Source organism: Prochlorococcus marinus str. GP2, assembly GCF_000759885.1.
GTDB lineage: Bacteria > Cyanobacteriota > Cyanobacteriia > PCC-6307 > Cyanobiaceae > Prochlorococcus_A > Prochlorococcus_A marinus_J.
Window position 1 is genome coordinate 15,486 of sequence record NZ_JNAH01000004.1, and the last position, 16,144, is coordinate 31,629.

Genomic DNA, 16,144 nt, shown 5'->3' on the forward strand with positions numbered 1-16,144 from the left:
ATTCTTACCACTATTTAACGGTTTGTGTAGAATTATGTTTAATATGAAATCTTTGTTTCAAGAAAGGATATGGAAAGAATCCCTGAACCTGAATTAATGTTAGAAAAAAAACAAGTCATTTCTTATGACGAAGCTGATTTTTCAGAAGGGGAAGTTAATCTAATCAATCAAATAAATTATTATCTTTTGAGAAAAAATATTTCTTTAGGTGAAAAAGATTTAATAGTTGATTTAGGATGCGGCCCAGGAAATATTTCTGAGAGGTTAGCAATAAAATGGCCTAATACTGAAGTAGTTGGTATAGACGGTTCTAAAGAGATGATTTTGAGAGCAGAATATAATAAAAGTATTTTTACTAATCAAAAAAAATTAAAAAATTTACGCTACATTTGTTCTGACATCAAGGACATTAAATCAAAGAATTTCTTACTTAAAAAAAGAATTAGTTTGCTTGTAAGCAACAGTTTGATTCATCATGTTACTAATCTTGAAGATTTCTTCAACACAATAAGAAGTTTGTCTAGTAATACAACTGTAAATTTTCACAAGGACTTAAAAAGGCCATTAGATGAAAAGTCTGCTTTAGAACTCAAAGCACAATGTTCAAAAAAATATAATGAGATATTAACAAATGATTATTATGCATCTTTAAGAGCTTCTTACTCTTTTAAAGAGTTAAAAAATTTCACTTTGGAGAATGATTTATCCTCTTTAGATGTGTTTGAAGAAGGTGATAATTATTTAATAGTCTATGGTAATGTTTAAGAACTAAGTGAAAGGCACTTATATTATATAAATGAGCTTAGGTACTAAAATTCTAAATAATAAAGAAATACTGGATGCGGTAAATAAAAGAAGAAATTTTGCTATTATTTCTCATCCAGATGCTGGGAAAACGACACTTACTGAGAAGCTTCTTTTGTATGGAGGCGCCATTCAACAGGCAGGAGCAGTAAAAGCTAGAGGTAATCAGAGAAAAGCTACCTCAGACTGGATGGAACTTGAAAAACAAAGAGGTATTTCTATTACATCAACTGTATTGCAATTTGAATATGAAAGATCAGTAATCAATCTATTAGATACACCAGGACACCAAGATTTCTCCGAAGATACTTATAGAACATTAGCTGCTGCTGATAATGCAGTTATGTTGGAAGATGCTGCTAAAGGACTAGAACCTCAAACTAGAAAATTGTTTGAAGTTTGCAAGATGCGAAAAATACCAATATTTACTTTTATAAATAAAATGGATAGACCAGGAAGAGAGCCATTTTCTTTACTCGATGAAATTGAATCAGAACTTGGATTAAATACTTTGCCTATTAACTGGCCAATTGGGAGTGGCGAGGAATTTAGAGGGGTTATTGATAGATTTTCGAGGGAGGTGATTTTATTTGATAAAGCTGTGAGAGGGAAACAATCGAATGAGAAAAGATTAAGTCTTGAAGATAAAGAGCTATTAAAATATGTAGAGAGAGATTTACTTCAAAACGCACTTGAAGAATTGGAGGTTCTTGACGAGGCAGGATCGAAATTTGAAAAAGAAAATGTTTTTAATGGCTCTTTAACCCCAGTTTTCTTTGGATCTGCTATGACTAATTTTGGTGTAAGACCATTTTTAGATAGTTTTTTAAAAATGGCACAAAAACCAACTTCAAGAAATAGTAATAAAGGGGATATTGAACCTGCAAGCGATGAATTTAGTGGGTTTGTTTTTAAGCTTCAGGCAAATATGGATCCAAAGCACAGAGATAGGGTCGCTTTTATAAGAGTTTGTAGTGGTAAATTTGAAAAGGATATGTCAGTTAAACATTCTAGAACTGGGAAAACAATCAGATTATCAAGACCACAAAAAATATTTGGGCAAGATAGAGAAGTAGTTGATGATGCCTATCCTGGAGATGTTATTGGTTTAAATAATCCAGGTATGTTCTCTATTGGAGATACTCTTTATACTGGTTCTCATTTGGAATATGAGGGCATACCCTCCTTTAGTCCTGAAATATTCAGCTGGCTTAGAAATCCAAATCCATCAGCATTTAAAAACTTTAGAAAGGGTGTTAATGAACTTCGAGAAGAAGGTGCTGTTCAGATTCTTTATGACTTTGATGAGAGTAAAAGAGACCCTATACTCGCAGCTGTCGGTCAATTGCAGTTGGAGGTAGTAACTCATAGATTAAAAAGTGAATATGGTGTAGATGCAAATCTTCAAGCAATGCCATATCAATTGGCTAGATGGATTTCTGATGGTTGGCCAGCCATTGAAAAACTAGGCAGAATATTCAATTGTAAAATAGTTAAAGATTGTTGGAATAGGCCAGTTATTCTTTTCAAAAATGAGTGGAATCTAAATCAATTTGTTGAGGACAATAATCAATTAAATTTAAACAAAGTTGCTCCCGTTGTTAGTGGAGTCGAACCAATTGTTTTATAAAGTCTTAATGGATTATAAAATTAGTTAATCTGTTATTATTGGTTAAAAATTTTGGATTCAAACAGTAGTCAAAACAATAACGAAAAATCACCTTATGAAATTTTAGGTGTAAAAGAAGGGGCTGCTTTTGAGGATATTCAGAAGGCTAGAGATATTAAAGTTAAAGAGGCTGGTGAAGATTTAATTTTAAAAGCGAAAATAGAGTCTTCCTTTGATCAATTACTAATGGGTAGTTTGAAAGCCAGGCAATCAGGAAATGTAAGCTATGAAGCTGTGAGTGCCTCAAAAAAAGAAAAACAAATTAATCAAGTTACAATTAATAATTTCCCACTGCTTTCTAAGATAAAAAATTTTAATAATAACTCTAAGAATTCAAGTCAGTATAGTCTGCCAAAAATAACCACCCCCTCATTTGATAATCTTTCAATAAAAATATCTGTTGGGCTATTATTTTTAATTTTGTTATTTATCAGTCCAGACTCTAATAATAGAATTTTACTCTCTATCTCAACATTAATACTTACCTATACTCAAATTAAATCAGGGAAAAGATTTATAGGTTCTCTGGGTTGGAGTGTTACTTTTCTCTCGATAGGATTAATATTTGGCGGATTGCTTGAAAACAACTCTTTCATTCAAGAAGTATCAAACAACTCTTTATCAATACAAAAAATTCAAAGTATTCCAGCCATGGTTATTTTATGGCTAGGCATAATTTTTTTATGATTGATTTTCTATCAATGATTTAATTTCTTCATAATTTATAAGATATTTATTCTTACAAAATTCACAAACTAACTCTGCTTTGCCATCTTTCTTGAGGATGTCCTTCAACTCGCTCTTATCAAGCATTCTCATAGCATTCAAACTTCTTTGTTTGGAACACTTGCATTTAAAACTAACTTCTTGTGAACGAGCTTTTTCAGAGATTGATTTATCGTCAATATCGGGAAATATATTTCTAATTAAAGAAAGAAGATTATCTTTTGACTTAAATAGGTCTTCGCTGAAAGAATTAATTTCTTTACATCTTTCTTCAAGTAGTGAGACAAGTAGAGGGTCAGTATCTTTTTTAGGTAGAACTTGAGCTAATAAGCCCCCGCTACAAATAACACTTTTATTTTGAATTTTTTCTCCAATAAATACAGCAGAGGGCGTTTGCTCTGAGTGATATAAATATGAAGCTAAGTCTTCAGCAATATTACCGTTTACTAATTCAACAGTGCTTGTAAAGGGTTCTCCAAAACCACTATCTCTAATTACATTTAAATATCCTGTACCTATTGCTTTTGTAAAATCAAAAGAATATTTATTATTATCTATTTTGACTAAGTCTAATTCTAAATTAGGATTCCCTACATAACCCCTGACTTTTCCGTCTCTACCTGCATCAACTAGTAATCCCTTTAAAGGTCCGTCAGATCTAACTCTTAAAGTAACTCTCCCATGCATTATCTTCATCGAGCTTGCTAAAAGCAGTGAAGCACTAAATGCTCTGCCTAAGATACTGGTGGTTAAATAAGAAAGACCGTGTCTTTTTTTTGCTTCTAAAGAAGATTCTGTTGTTAAGACCGCAACTAATCTTATTCCTCCATTGGCTGCAGTAGCCCGTACTATCCTATCCTGCATGATTTTCTTTCATGAAATTTTTGATTTTCCCTTTTTCCAAGAATAATATCCTAGAAGGAATTCCCTCAAATATGGCAGGTTCATGGGTAACAATAATAATTGTATTTTTATTTTTTAAATCCAGAATTAAATTCTTCACATCATTTCTCATTGAATAGTCTAATCCAGCAGTTGGTTCATCAAGTAAAAGAATTGAGGGGTTTCTAAGTAGTTGAACTGCTACAGCTAAGCGCCTTTGTTGTCCGCCACTTAGCTGTTCTGGTGGTTGAGTCAGATTAATTTTTTTCAAACCAACTTTATTTAAAACTATTTCTATATTTTTTTCTCTTAAAGATTTATGGCCTATTTTTAACTCTTTCCCAATGGTTGTACCTATAAAGTATCTTTCAGGAAATTGGAATACTACTCCACAAAACCATCTTCTTTGTCTAGGAGACAAAATTTTATTTTTCCAAGTAATTTTTCCTTTTTGTGGATTCGTTAATCCGCTTATTATTTCGAGTAGTGTTGTTTTCCCAGAACCACTATTGCCGCAAATTAAAATAATTTCATTTTCATGAACTTTTAAATTTAAATTGTCTATTATTTTTCTTTCACCAGTTTGGGGTTGATATGATATTTCTTTTAAATCAAGCATTATTAATTAAGTTTTAGGTATGAATTTGAATCTAGTAATAACTTACTTATAATAGTTGTAGATCTAAAAAGATATTAGTCAATATGAATATTATTTTTAGGGAAGTTGATCCTTTTAATTGTTGGATATGGATCAGGTTTTCAGAGTCACCAACTCAAGATGAAAAAAATTATTTAGATGGTGTTTTTGATAGTTGGTACGTTTTAGGAAGGTTAGGTGGATTTAACTCTGAAAATTTGCAAACTCATGAAGAGGGTTCCGATCTAAGTTGGATGTCCTACGATAATGAACAAAAAAATGCATCTCTTCCAGCCTTAATGCATAATTTAGGAATTATGGAATATCAAAACCTGTGGGGAAGATGTTGGGTTGATTTTGGAACTTCAGACTCCATTTCAATAGATATATTAATTAATTCTTTGAATGAGATATCAAATAATTATGTAAAAATTGAAGAGTTAATTATTGGGGGTGAAAATAATGATTGGGCAATTGAAGAACATGAGGATTTAGTTTTCAAAGATTAAGTGTTTTAGATGGAAGACTTAACAAGATTAATTATTTCCCATGAGAGAATTGAAAATATTAAGAACAATAATTTAGAACTTTCTAAGGAAGAGGCTCATTATTTAAATAAAGTAATGAGGATAAAAAATGGAAAAGAAATATTTATAGCAAACGGAGAGGGTTTATTATGGAAAGCTATAAAAGTTAAAAATGATTGTTTAGAAATAATTCAATTAAATAAACCTTACTTATTTCAAGAACAAGAAACATACTTATTAGGAATAGCTGTTGTTATACCAAAAAGTGGTTTTGAGGATATTTTAAAAATGTGTACTGAAATAGGAATTGATTTTATACAGCCATTATTTTCAGAAAGACAGGTAAACAAAAATTTAAATTTTTCTAGAAAACTTTTGAGATGGAATTTAATTATCAAAGAAGCAGTTGAGCAAAGTGAGAGATTATGGAAACCATCTATTTTAAATGGAATGGATATTATTGAATGGATAAAAAGTAGAGATAATCAAGAAAGAGTTTCAATTTCCATAACTAGAGAAGAAACACTATATGACTTAAATCAATGGTTAAGAAAACAACAAGAATTTGGAAATAAAAAAGGAGGTATTTTTTGGAATGTAATTGGTCCTGAAGGAGGTTGGTCCTCTAAAGAAATTGATTTTTTTAATAAAAATAACATTACCTTTGTTAAACTTTCCGACACTATCTTAAGAACTTCGACAGCTAGTATTAACGCATCATCAATTCTAAATCAGTGGAGAATTGATTTGAAATTAACGAATTAAATAAATATGGATTTAATTAGAAATCAATTTTTAATAGGTTTTTGCATTAATTTTATTTTGATTTATATATTTTGTAAGATTCCTTTGATGACTAAAAGTGGTTGGGTAAGTGCAGGCATCTTAGGCACAATTTTGTGGGGATGTTTGTCTTGGCAGGGATGGATGTCAGTTGTAATTTATTTATTATTTGGATCTCTAGTTACCAAAATAGGTTTTAAATATAAAAAAGCACAAGGAATTGCTGAAAAAAGAGGCGGGAGAAGAGGTCCTGAGAATGTATGGGGCTCTGCAGCTACAGGATTATTTCTTGCCATTATGACCAAATTTTTTCCTGCCAACATAGTGATGTTTAAAGTAGGTTTTGCTGCAAGTTTTGCTGCAAAGTTGGCGGATACTTTTGGTAGCGAAATTGGGAAAAGATTTGGTAAAGACACATACTTAATTACTTCACTTAAAAAGGTGGATAGAGGAACTGAAGGAGGAATAAGTATAGAAGGAACATTAGCTAGTTTTTTGGGATCAATATTTATGGCTTTTATAATGCTTCGTCTATCAATTATTTCTACAAAATATCATTTTATAGTTGTTGTAGTTTCTGGGTTCTTGGCAACACTTTCTGAAAGTATTATTGGTGCTAAATTTCAAAATAAATATAAATTAAGTAATGAATTGGTAAATTCAATTCAGACAAGTATTGCTTCTGTTTTTGCTATCTTTGCTCTTATTTTATATTCATATTTTTTAAATCAATAATATTTGGAAAGACCTAGGATTCCTTCCATTTTGTAAGAATTTGCCAGCTTTTAAGTCTTTGGAAAAGCCAGAAATGACCTTCGGAATTTAGATGAATTCCATCATTCGTAATCCAATTTTTACTCCTTTTATCAGAGTATATTTCTCTAAAAGTAGGAAGAAATGGGACATTCTGATTGAGGCATACTTCCTCCATTCTCCTTTCATAAGAATTACAAAAATCATTTGAGTACCATAGACATCCTGCAAACGGCATTTTGCTTTCGTCAACTGGTGTCAAACCAATAACAAATACATTTGTTTGAGAGTTCATTTCATTAATTAGCCTCTCTAGTCCATATTCAAATCCATCTATATCTAATTGATGTCTTCCATTTATCTGACCAATTGCTGCAGTGTCGTTAAGACCTACATTTAGTAGGATTGCTTTAGGTTTATTTCTTCTCGTTTCTCCTCTAGATGACCATTCTTTTTCCCATCTAGATGAAACTTTTTCTATCCCATCTCCCCTAACGCCAAGTTGATAAATAACTGGCCCATTTTGATTATTACACCAATCTTTTCTAAGCCTCTCACACCATCCACCACCCTCATTATCTCCCCATCCATAAACTGAACTATCTCCAATTACAACAAGCTGTTTTGGTAAACTAATCACTATATCCGGAAAAAAATAATTACTTGATTTAACAAATTATTCTTACAAATCAAGTTAAACTATTTTTGATTTTACCATTTATTATTTCACCAACTATTGCGATGGAGCTATAAGCTATCAAAATTATGGTGACTTCTTGCCATGCGAAGGAACTTAGTGATTCTTGCAATTGCCAACCTAGACCAACACTTCCAATAACCCCAACAATTGCAGTTTCTCTAATAATGATGTCAGATCTATAAGCGCAGTATGCTAGGTAACTTTTTGCTTGTTGAGAAAATAAACCTAAAAGCCAACTAGTCTTTTTTGAGATTCCTAGAGATTGCATTGCAATATAATTTCTCTTGTCTTGGCTATCTAAATTTGTAAAAAGTAATTTGCTAGTAATACCAGCATTGTGGAGACCTAATGTTAAAGCTGCTAAAGATAAAGAAGGATTATTAAAAGTTAATAGAGTTAGAAGTATTATAGGTGTAGGTATTAAACGTAATAAAAATGCAAAAATTTTTATAAAAATTTTAGAACTATTGTTATTAAAAATTCCTATTACTAATGGAGGTATACTAATTGCGATTCCTGTTGATAAAAGACTTAAAATTATTGTTTCTAATATAAGTTTTAAGAAATCAAATAATCCTAAATCTGAGCTTGATTTAAATAGAGAACTAACGGAATTAAAATTTTCAAAATTATTATTAAAAATAAAATAAAGAAAATATGAAAAAGAAAATAAAATTGTTATAAAAAAAACTGCAATAAAAAAAATAGATAGGATTTTATTTGTAGGATTAGATTTTATTTTTTTGAATATTAATCCAGAAAGAATTATCAAAATTGCTAAGGACCATAAATAAGTCCATAACTCTCTAAAATTCAAAGTTTGGAAAGATAAAAAAATGCTGGTACCTATTCCTCCAATCCCAAAAATTCCTAAAATCACAGTACTTCTTATTGCACACTCTAATCGATATAAACCAAAGTTTTTAAATGTATTTATTATTGGATTCCATATTAAAGTTAGTAAAGAAGAAAATTTAGGTGCATTTATTTGATTTATAGATTCAAAACTTTTGTAGTCTATAGTTTCTAATTGTTCAGCAAAAACTTTTGAATTTACAGCAATATAAGGTATACATATAGCTATTATTCCTATCGAAAAATTTATTCCATATATTTGCATTAATATTATTCCCCAAACCACTTCGTGTATAGATCTAATTATTGTTAGAAAAACCCTTATTATGCGGTAGAAAAAATTTGGAATATTAAAGATTTTATAAAAAATATTTGAGGAAATTATTCCAAAAATTGCTCCAAAAATAATACTTACTAACCAACTAAAAAAACCAATTAAAATAGTTTCATTTAATCGCTTAATTACTGTAATAATAATTTCATTATCGATCTTGGGATTAAATGCAGAAATTAAGAATTCTTGGAATAATATAAATCCTCCAAAATGAATATTGTTTATTAATTGATACCCTAGAGGTATGCATACCAAAATTGGAAGAAAAGATAATGAGGTATAGTTTAATTTTAATTTGTTCAACTAATTAATATATTTTCTCTAAATGAATCTTCTTTAAATTATTTCTTTTGATATTGAAAAAAATTTTACCATCCCTTATTCCAATAACTTTATCGAAATCGTTCAGCAAATCTAATCGATGTAATGCAACTAATACCGCCTTTGGGGATTTTTTTGTATCATTTTTATCGACACTTTCTAGCATTAGGTTTTTAATTGATGTTATCAATTTGGGATCTAGATTATTAAAAGGCTCATCTGCAAGTAATATATTTGATTCTTGGATTAATGATCTAGCTATAGCCACCCTTTGTTTTTGCCCCCCAGATAGTTTTCTGATTTTTTTGTCGTAAATAGAGTTATGAAGTCTACATAATTTCATATATTTATGCGCCTTCTTAAAAGAACTTATATTTAGTAAATTTTTAAAAGCGAAATAAAAATTGTTTTCCGCTAGTAGTCCGCAATTAACATTTTGTTCTGCAGAGAGATCCTCTATTAATCTTAAATCTTGCCATATAGTTGTTATTTTACTTTTCTGCTTTCTATCTAATTCCTCGAAACTTTCATTGAATAATTTAACCTCACCTTGAGTTGGCTTTATAGTGCCATTAAGTACTGATATAAGTGTAGTTTTTCCTGAACCGCTTTTACCTAAAAGTGCAATTTTTTCCCCAGAATTTATTTTTAAATTTATTTTATTTAGGATCAGATCATTTTTGTATTTATAAGATATATTTTCTAATTCTAAGACAGTATTATTCATCTAATTTTATTTAATTTTCTCCCGATTTCCTCTATATTTTTGTATTGTTTTGATTCTGCGTTTATAAATCTTTTTGCATTGAACATATCTAGTATCTCTTTATGTGATTTTTGCTTTATATCTAAATTTAGAATTACTGATTTAAGTTCTTTTGTAAACCCTTCCCCGAATCTATTTTCAAGATCACCTTGAGCTACCCAATGATAGTCAACATATTCTGGTGTGATCCAGAATAATTCTAAATTACTTGTTCTTTTGGGATTATTTTTAAGATTGTTTTCCCAAACCTGTTTATTTAAAGCTCCAGCATCAAATGCCCCACTATTAACTAAAGCTATAGTGGCATCATGACTCCCACTAAAACCTGCTTTTTTCCCTTTAAAATTTTTAATTTCTACCCCTGCTTGATTTAAAAAATATTCTGGCATTAATCTTCCAGAAGTAGAGTTTTCAGAGCCAAAAGTAAATCTTAAATTCTTTAGTTTTTTAAGTCCTTTAATGTTTGAAATTGAGTTAATTTCTAAATTTTTGTTTACTATAAAAACACTTTTAAATTCCTTATCGATATCTCTTTGAGCTATGACAATTGAATTAGGTGTTTGTAATCTTGCTTGAACTCCTGATAAACCGCCAAACCAAACTAAATCTAAATCTTTAGTTCTAAATCCAGTTACTGCTGCAACATAATTAATAACAGGAATGTATTTAACTTCTACATCAAGTTGTTTGGATAATTCTTTTGAAAATAAATTAAATCTTTTGTCCAAAACATCTTGGTTTTGATCAGGTATTGCTCCAACTTTTAAAACTTTGGGATTTGAAAATACAGGTGATGAAAAAACAGAAAATAATAGAGATGAACTTAGTAGGAAATTCTTTAAATTAAACATAACTTTTTTAAATTAATAGTATTCGGAGATTGCTTTTTCAAGTCTCTGTAGTCCATCTTTTATTTTAATTTCTGAAGCTGCACAAGATATTCTTATACATTGATCAGCTCCAAAAGCTTTTCCAGGTACAACAACTAATCCGTAATCTTGAAGAGCTTTATTGCAGAAATCAACAGAAGTAATTGAGGAGTTGGGTAATTTTGGAAATGCGTAAAATGCTCCGTTAGGTTCTTCAATATAAATACCATTTATATTATTAAGGCCCTCATAGAGAAGTCTTCTTCTTTGATCATAATGGCTATTTATCATTGAGAAAAACTCATTATTAATTTTTAAAGCCTCTAAAGCACCTTTTTGAACAAAAGAGCAAACATTACTTGTACTTTGACTTTGTAATGCTGAGGATGCTTTGATTACATCTTTGGGACCTACTAAATAACCTATCCTCCAGCCAGTCATAGCCCATCCTTTCGCAAACCCATTTATTATAAAAATTCTATCTTTTAAGTCATTTGCCAATGAAGATAAACTGTAATGTTTAAATTCTTTTTTAAGGATTAGTTCGTAAATCTCATCAGAAAGAATATTGATATTTGGATTTTCTCTAGCTAAATCGGCAATTTGTAATAATTCTTCCTTTGACATAACTCTTCCAGTGGGGTTATTAGGAGAATTGATAATTATAAATTTAGTTTTTGAAGAGATTTTAGACTTCAAATCTTCCATATTTATTTTGAATCCATCTTCTGCGGAAGAATTTGTAAAAATTGGCTTCCCACCCGCCAATCTAACCATCTGGGGATAACTTAACCAATATGGAGAAGGAATAATAACTTCGTCTCCAGTATTTAAAAATACTTGGAAAAGATTATATATTGCTTGCTTAGCACCATTTGTGACCATTACATTTTCAAATTCATAATTTAAATCGTTTTGAATTTGAAGTTTATTTGCAATTGCTTTTCGGAGATCTAAATTCCCTGCTGCGGGCCCGTACTTTGTAAATCCATTAAATATAGCTTTACTTGTAGCCTCTATAACTTCTTTTGGAGCATCAAAATCAGGTTCACCTGCACTTAAATTGCAAATATCTACTCCTTCTGCAGATAATTGATTTGCTTTAGCACTTATCTGCAATGTAAGAGAAGGCTCAATTGAAAGTGCCCGATCAGATAAATTAACTTTACTCATTGATTTATCGCTTTTCAAATATAACTTTTAATAATGACAAATGCATAAATTTACAATAAATAAAGGTATCACATAATGGTTTAAATTAGTTCATTTTCTTAATCTATTTTGTTTTGATGTTTTGAGTTCTTAAGATAAAAATGTTTTAAATTTTTATTTTCGGTGAAAAGGTTAGTTATTGGGAGAGGAAGTGTATTTGCAGATTTGTTAATAATTGGTGAGGCACCTGGGGCACAGGAAGACTTAGAAGGAAAACCATATGTAGGTAAATCTGGTAAGTTATTAAATGAATTATTGATAAAAGCCGGGATTGACCATAAGAAGGATGTTTATTTTTGTAATGTAATTAAATGTCGTCCACCAAATAATAGAAAACCCACTGATAGAGAAATCAATATTCATAAACCTTGGTTATTACAGCAAATAAAGCTAGTTGATCCAAAAGTTATATTACTTACTGGTTCGACTGCTATGAGAGCTATTTTAGAAGTTAAAGATCCTATAAGTAATTTAAGAGGTCAATGGATTAAAAAAGATGGGAGAGAAATTATGGTAATTTTCCATCCATCTTATCTGTTGAGATTTCCCTCAAAAGAAATTAATAAACCTTACCATCTAACTTTGAAAGACTTAGAGAATGTAAGTGGTAAACTATATGCCGTATAATTTAGTGAATCCTTTTTGAATATCAAGAATTAATGTCATTAACTCAATCAAAAGAGGTTAATAGTCTCTCCAAAAGATATTCAACTCATATTGAGAGAAGGATTACTAGAACAGTAATGGTTGGTGATGTAGCTATTGGAAGTGATTATCCAGTAAGAGTTCAATCCATGATAAATGAAGATACTATGGATGTCGAAAATGCTTATTTAGCTATTAAAAGACTTCATGATGTAGGTTGTGAAATAGTTAGATTGACTGTTCCTTCCTTAGCACACGCAAAAGCAGTAGGAGATATAAAAGCAAAATTATTAGAAAATAATATCAATACCCCCTTGGTAGCTGATGTTCACCATAATGGTATGAAAATTGCGATGGAGGTTACAAAACATGTTGATAAAGTAAGAATTAATCCTGGATTGTTTGTGTTTGAAAAATCAGATCCTACAAGAACTGAATATACAGATGAGGAATTTGAAACTATTAAACAAACAATACTTAAAAGATTTACCCCTTTAGTTGAAGTTTTAAAGGCTGAAAACAAAGCTCTAAGGATTGGAGTTAATCATGGATCTCTATCTGAGAGAATGCTTTTTACTTATGGAGATACTCCATTAGGGATGACAGAATCTGCGATGGAGTTCGTCAAAATTTGTGATGAGCTTGATTTTCATAACATAATTATTTCCATGAAAGCTTCCAGGGCGCCCGTCATGATGGCAGCTTACAGAATGATTGCAGATAGGCTTGACTCGGAGGGATATAACTATCCCTTACATTTAGGAGTGACTGAAGCTGGAGATGGTGATTATGGAAGGATTAAAAGTACTGCTGGGATTGGAACGCTTTTAGCAGAAGGGTTAGGAGATACTATCAGGGTTTCTTTAACAGAAGCCCCAGAGAAGGAAATACCAGTCTGCTATTCAATTTTGCAATCTTTAGGACTAAGAAAAACAATGGTTGAATATATCAGTTGCCCCAGTTGCGGGAGAACACTCTTCAATCTAGAAGAAGTTGTAGACAAAGTTAGGAACGCCACTTCTCATTTGACGGGCCTTGATATAGCAATAATGGGATGTATTGTTAATGGGCCAGGAGAAATGGCAGACGCTGATTATGGTTATGTTGGCAAAGGCAAAGGAACTATTGCCTTATATAGAAGGAAAGAAGAGATAAAAAGAGTACCTGAAGATGAGGGGGTTAATGCTTTAATTCAACTTATCAAGGATGATGGGAAGTGGATTGATCCTTAAGGATTTGTCAAATTTTTGAAATTATAAATAAAATCTTTTTATAATTAAAAATATCGAATTCATTGAAGATAAGAAAATTGCTTAAAAAAAAATTTATAATTCTTTTTGCGACAACCTTTTCTGGGCTGTTTTTAAATAATATTGCGGAAGCAACAGTTTTAAATAATAGTTATAAAGAAGTAATTGATCATGTTTGGCAAATTGTATATAGAGATTTTCTTGATTCAAGCGGTAAATTTCAAAAATCTAATTGGATTAATCTAAGAAAAGAAGTTTTATCAAAAACATATTCAGACAGTAATGAAGCATATGATGCGATTAGAGATATGCTTTCTAACTTAGATGATTCTTATACAAGATTTTTAGAACCTAAGGAATTTAATCAAATGAGAATTGATACCTCTGGGGAATTAACTGGAGTTGGTATCCAAATAGTTAAAGATAAAGAATCTGATGATTTAATAATTATTTCTCCTATTGAGGGCACTCCTGCATTTGATGCTGGAATTAAAGCTAGAGATAAAATACTATCTATAGATGATATTTCTACTGAAGGCATGAATATTGAGGATGCCGTGAAATTAATAAGAGGACAAAGAGGTACCAAAGTAAAGCTTGAAATTCTTAGAGGTTCTAAATCCTTTTTTAAGATTTTATCAAGAGAAAAAATTGAAATAAAATCTGTATCAAGTAAAGTCAATCAAACCAAAAACGGCTTATTAATTGGCTATGTAAGGATTAAACAATTTAATGCAAATGCATCAAAAGAGACTAGAGATGCTATTAAGGATCTAGAAACAAAAAAAGTTGCAGGATATGTTCTTGACTTGAGAAGTAATCCAGGAGGTTTATTAGAATCAAGCATTGATATCTCAAGGCATTTTATTAACAAAGGAGTAATAGTAAGTACAGTAAGTAAAGATGGTTTAAAAGAAACAAAAAAAGGAAACGGTCAAGCTCTAACAAAAAAGCCCCTAGTTGTCCTAGTTAATGAGGGTTCTGCCAGTGCTAGTGAAATAGTCTCAGGCGCAATAAAAGATAACAAAAGAGGAAAATTAGTTGGTAAGAAAACGTTTGGTAAAGGCCTAGTTCAATCTATGAGAACCTTAGTTGATGGTTCAGGTCTAACTGTTACAGTCGCTAAGTATTTAACTCCGAACGGCACTGATATAAACAAATCTGGAATTATTCCAGATATAGAAGTAAAAATGAATATCAACCCTATTCTCCAAAGAGAGATTGGAACTAGAAAAGATAAACAATATAGAGCTGGTGAAAAAGAGCTAATAAATATAATTAATAGAAAGAATCAGATAAGCGAATTTAAGCCTGACACTACAAACCTTAATGCATTCCTAATAATTAATAAGAAAGAAAAAGTATTTTCATTAAATTAATTACTCATATCCAGCATTCTTTTTATTGGCACATAGGCTCTTCTTATTATTTCTGGGTCAAGTTCGATAGATGGGGAATTGTTTTTTAAACAATCTAGAATTTTTTCTAAAGTATTTAATTTCATATATGGACACTCGTTACATTTACAACCTTCTACATCTGGGACTTCAATAAAAATTTTGTTAGGTTCTTTCTTTTTCATTTGATGAATTATTCCAGGTTCAGTAAGTACCATGTAAATTTTAGATGGATCTTTACTTACGAAATCAAGCAGCTTACTTGTTGATCCAATAAAGTCTGAGAGAATTAGTAAATTTTGACTACATTCAGGATGAGCAATTACTTTTGATCCTGGATTTTGATATTTTAATTTTAGAAGTGCTTCTTCACTAAATGATTCATGAACAATGCAGCTGCCAGGCCATAATTTAAGATCTCTTCCTGAATTTTTCTGTACCCATCTCCCAAGGTTCTGATCTGGCGCAAATATTATCTTTTTATCTTTAGGTATCTTTTTAATTAATGAGACTGCATTACTACTTGTACATATCAGATCACTTTGAGCTTTTACTTCTGCAGTGCAATTTATATAACTTACGACATAGTGATCTGGATTTTCTTCTCTGAATTTTTGAAATTTATCTGAAGGACAATCGTCTGCTAATGAGCATCCTGCGTCAATATCTGGTAATAGGACTGTTTTATTAGGGCTAAGTATTTTTGCGGTTTCGGCCATAAAGTGTACACCGCAAAAAATTATTATATCTGCGTCATTATTTGCAGCTTTCCTAGATAGATCTAATGAATCGCCAATAAAATCTGCAATTTCCTGAATCTCTGGAGCTTGATAATAGTGCGCAAGAATAATTGCATTAGCTTTTTTGCAACGCTCCTTTATTTCAGAAATCAAATCCTCTTCGTTTTGAAATGATTTCTGTTTTGCAGTAGAAGTTATACTGGTCAGGATTTAGAATATCTCTAAATAGATTATATGCCTTTAAATAGAAAAAATTCTGACAAATTTAAAAATT

Annotated in this window: 17 protein-coding genes; 9 read left to right on the top strand and 8 right to left on the bottom strand. The window is 30.7% G+C overall.

All coding sequences use genetic code 11. The annotated features are described in order from the left end of the window. Positions 1–69 precede the first annotated feature (69 nt). From EU91_RS05290 to EU91_RS05280, 3 genes are read left to right on the top strand one after another with little or no spacing between them, the layout of a single operon-like run. Positions 70–765 carry a class I SAM-dependent methyltransferase gene (locus EU91_RS05290; RefSeq protein ID WP_032524219.1) on the top strand — a complete coding sequence of 232 codons (696 nt, stop codon included), beginning with the start codon at positions 70–72 and terminating at the stop codon, positions 763–765. A 31-nt stretch (positions 766–796) separates the two neighbouring features. Beyond that, complete coding sequence (locus EU91_RS05285) at positions 797–2,434, top strand: peptide chain release factor 3 (RefSeq protein WP_032524220.1); 1,638 nt, start codon at positions 797–799, stop codon at positions 2,432–2,434. A 51-nt stretch (positions 2,435–2,485) separates the two neighbouring features. Beyond that, positions 2,486–3,160 (top strand): CPP1-like family protein, encoded by a 675-nt coding sequence (locus tag EU91_RS05280; protein ID WP_032524221.1) that lies wholly within the window; start codon positions 2,486–2,488, stop codon positions 3,158–3,160. On the opposite strand, the gene hslO is transcribed toward EU91_RS05280, so the two are convergent. Then, the gene (gene hslO / locus EU91_RS05275) at positions 3,155–4,063 is read right to left on the bottom strand and encodes an Hsp33 family molecular chaperone HslO (RefSeq protein WP_032524222.1); all 909 of its coding nucleotides are present in this window, start codon (positions 4,061–4,063) and stop codon (positions 3,155–3,157) included. The genes EU91_RS05280 and hslO overlap by 6 nt on opposite strands. Next, a complete protein-coding gene (locus EU91_RS05270) occupies positions 4,053–4,700 on the bottom strand; it encodes an ABC transporter ATP-binding protein (RefSeq protein ID WP_032524223.1) in 648 nt (215 codons plus the stop codon). The genes hslO and EU91_RS05270 overlap by 11 nt, the downstream gene beginning before the upstream one ends. Before the next feature lie 83 nt (positions 4,701–4,783). Here EU91_RS05270 and EU91_RS05265 point away from each other — a divergent pair, with 83 nt between their 5' ends. The 3 genes from EU91_RS05265 to EU91_RS05255 are packed head-to-tail and all read left to right on the top strand — an operon-like array spanning position 4,784 to position 6,763. Beyond that, entirely contained in the window at positions 4,784–5,227 is a 444-nt protein-coding gene (locus tag EU91_RS05265; RefSeq protein ID WP_032524224.1) for a DUF3531 family protein, read from the top strand. Positions 5,228–5,236: 9 nt separating this feature from the next. Beyond that, a complete protein-coding gene (locus tag EU91_RS05260; protein ID WP_032524225.1) occupies positions 5,237–6,010 on the top strand; it encodes a 16S rRNA (uracil(1498)-N(3))-methyltransferase in 774 nt (257 codons plus the stop codon). Between the two features lie 6 nt (positions 6,011–6,016). Then, the gene (locus EU91_RS05255; RefSeq protein WP_032524226.1) at positions 6,017–6,763 is read left to right on the top strand and encodes a TIGR00297 family protein; all 747 of its coding nucleotides are present in this window, start codon (positions 6,017–6,019) and stop codon (positions 6,761–6,763) included. A 13-nt stretch (positions 6,764–6,776) separates the two neighbouring features. Here the strand turns inward: EU91_RS05255 and EU91_RS05250 are convergent, their stop codons facing one another. Genes EU91_RS05250 through EU91_RS05230 form a run of 5 tightly spaced genes read right to left on the bottom strand, consistent with a single transcriptional unit; the run spans position 6,777 to position 11,799 of the window. Further along, positions 6,777–7,421 (bottom strand): GDSL-type esterase/lipase family protein, encoded by a 645-nt coding sequence (locus tag EU91_RS05250; RefSeq protein WP_032524227.1) that lies wholly within the window; start codon positions 7,419–7,421, stop codon positions 6,777–6,779. 49 nt (positions 7,422–7,470) lie between these two features. Next, positions 7,471–8,973 (bottom strand): PhnE/PtxC family ABC transporter permease, encoded by a 1,503-nt coding sequence (locus EU91_RS05245; RefSeq protein WP_032524228.1) that lies wholly within the window; start codon positions 8,971–8,973, stop codon positions 7,471–7,473. Between the two features lie 4 nt (positions 8,974–8,977). Next, complete coding sequence (locus EU91_RS05240) at positions 8,978–9,718, bottom strand: ATP-binding cassette domain-containing protein (RefSeq protein ID WP_032524229.1); 741 nt, start codon at positions 9,716–9,718, stop codon at positions 8,978–8,980. Beyond that, positions 9,715–10,608 carry a putative selenate ABC transporter substrate-binding protein gene (locus tag EU91_RS05235; protein ID WP_032524230.1) on the bottom strand — a complete coding sequence of 298 codons (894 nt, stop codon included), beginning with the start codon at positions 10,606–10,608 and terminating at the stop codon, positions 9,715–9,717. The genes EU91_RS05240 and EU91_RS05235 overlap by 4 nt, the downstream gene beginning before the upstream one ends. Before the next feature lie 12 nt (positions 10,609–10,620). Beyond that, positions 10,621–11,799, bottom strand: coding sequence for a pyridoxal phosphate-dependent aminotransferase (locus EU91_RS05230; RefSeq protein WP_032524231.1), 1,179 nt, complete (start codon positions 11,797–11,799; stop codon positions 10,621–10,623). Positions 11,800–11,961: 162 nt separating this feature from the next. Between EU91_RS05230 and EU91_RS05225 the strand changes: the two genes are divergently transcribed. From EU91_RS05225 to EU91_RS05215, 3 genes are all read left to right on the top strand, one after another. Beyond that, complete coding sequence (locus EU91_RS05225; RefSeq protein ID WP_032524232.1) at positions 11,962–12,465, top strand: uracil-DNA glycosylase; 504 nt, start codon at positions 11,962–11,964, stop codon at positions 12,463–12,465. A 32-nt stretch (positions 12,466–12,497) separates the two neighbouring features. After that, complete coding sequence (ispG, locus tag EU91_RS05220; RefSeq protein WP_032524233.1) at positions 12,498–13,715, top strand: (E)-4-hydroxy-3-methylbut-2-enyl-diphosphate synthase; 1,218 nt, start codon at positions 12,498–12,500, stop codon at positions 13,713–13,715. Between the two features lie 62 nt (positions 13,716–13,777). Further along, complete coding sequence (locus tag EU91_RS05215) at positions 13,778–15,112, top strand: S41 family peptidase (RefSeq protein ID WP_032524234.1); 1,335 nt, start codon at positions 13,778–13,780, stop codon at positions 15,110–15,112. Here EU91_RS05215 and nadA read toward each other — a convergent pair. After that, complete coding sequence (gene nadA, locus EU91_RS05210; RefSeq protein WP_072012891.1) at positions 15,109–16,068, bottom strand: quinolinate synthase NadA; 960 nt, start codon at positions 16,066–16,068, stop codon at positions 15,109–15,111. The genes EU91_RS05215 and nadA overlap by 4 nt on opposite strands. Positions 16,069–16,144 lie beyond the last annotated feature (76 nt).

Excerpts from the sequence above, each read along its gene's own strand:
- EU91_RS05290 (WP_032524219.1), top strand. The coding sequence starts at position 70 with ATGGAAAGAATCCCTGAACCTGAATTAATGTTAGAAAAAAAACAAGTC.
- EU91_RS05285 (WP_032524220.1), top strand. The coding sequence starts at position 797 with ATGAGCTTAGGTACTAAAATTCTAAATAATAAAGAAATACTGGATGCG.
- hslO (WP_032524222.1), bottom strand. The coding sequence starts at position 4,063 with ATGCAGGATAGGATAGTACGGGCTACTGCAGCCAATGGAGGAATAAGA.
- EU91_RS05270 (WP_032524223.1), bottom strand. The coding sequence starts at position 4,700 with ATGCTTGATTTAAAAGAAATATCATATCAACCCCAAACTGGTGAAAGA.
- EU91_RS05265 (WP_032524224.1), top strand. The coding sequence starts at position 4,784 with ATGAATATTATTTTTAGGGAAGTTGATCCTTTTAATTGTTGGATATGG.
- EU91_RS05260 (WP_032524225.1), top strand. The coding sequence starts at position 5,237 with ATGGAAGACTTAACAAGATTAATTATTTCCCATGAGAGAATTGAAAAT.
- EU91_RS05255 (WP_032524226.1), top strand. The coding sequence starts at position 6,017 with ATGGATTTAATTAGAAATCAATTTTTAATAGGTTTTTGCATTAATTTT.
- EU91_RS05240 (WP_032524229.1), bottom strand. The coding sequence starts at position 9,718 with ATGAATAATACTGTCTTAGAATTAGAAAATATATCTTATAAATACAAA.
- EU91_RS05235 (WP_032524230.1), bottom strand. The coding sequence starts at position 10,608 with ATGTTTAATTTAAAGAATTTCCTACTAAGTTCATCTCTATTATTTTCT.
- EU91_RS05230 (WP_032524231.1), bottom strand. The coding sequence starts at position 11,799 with ATGAGTAAAGTTAATTTATCTGATCGGGCACTTTCAATTGAGCCTTCT.
- ispG (WP_032524233.1), top strand. The coding sequence starts at position 12,498 with ATGTCATTAACTCAATCAAAAGAGGTTAATAGTCTCTCCAAAAGATAT.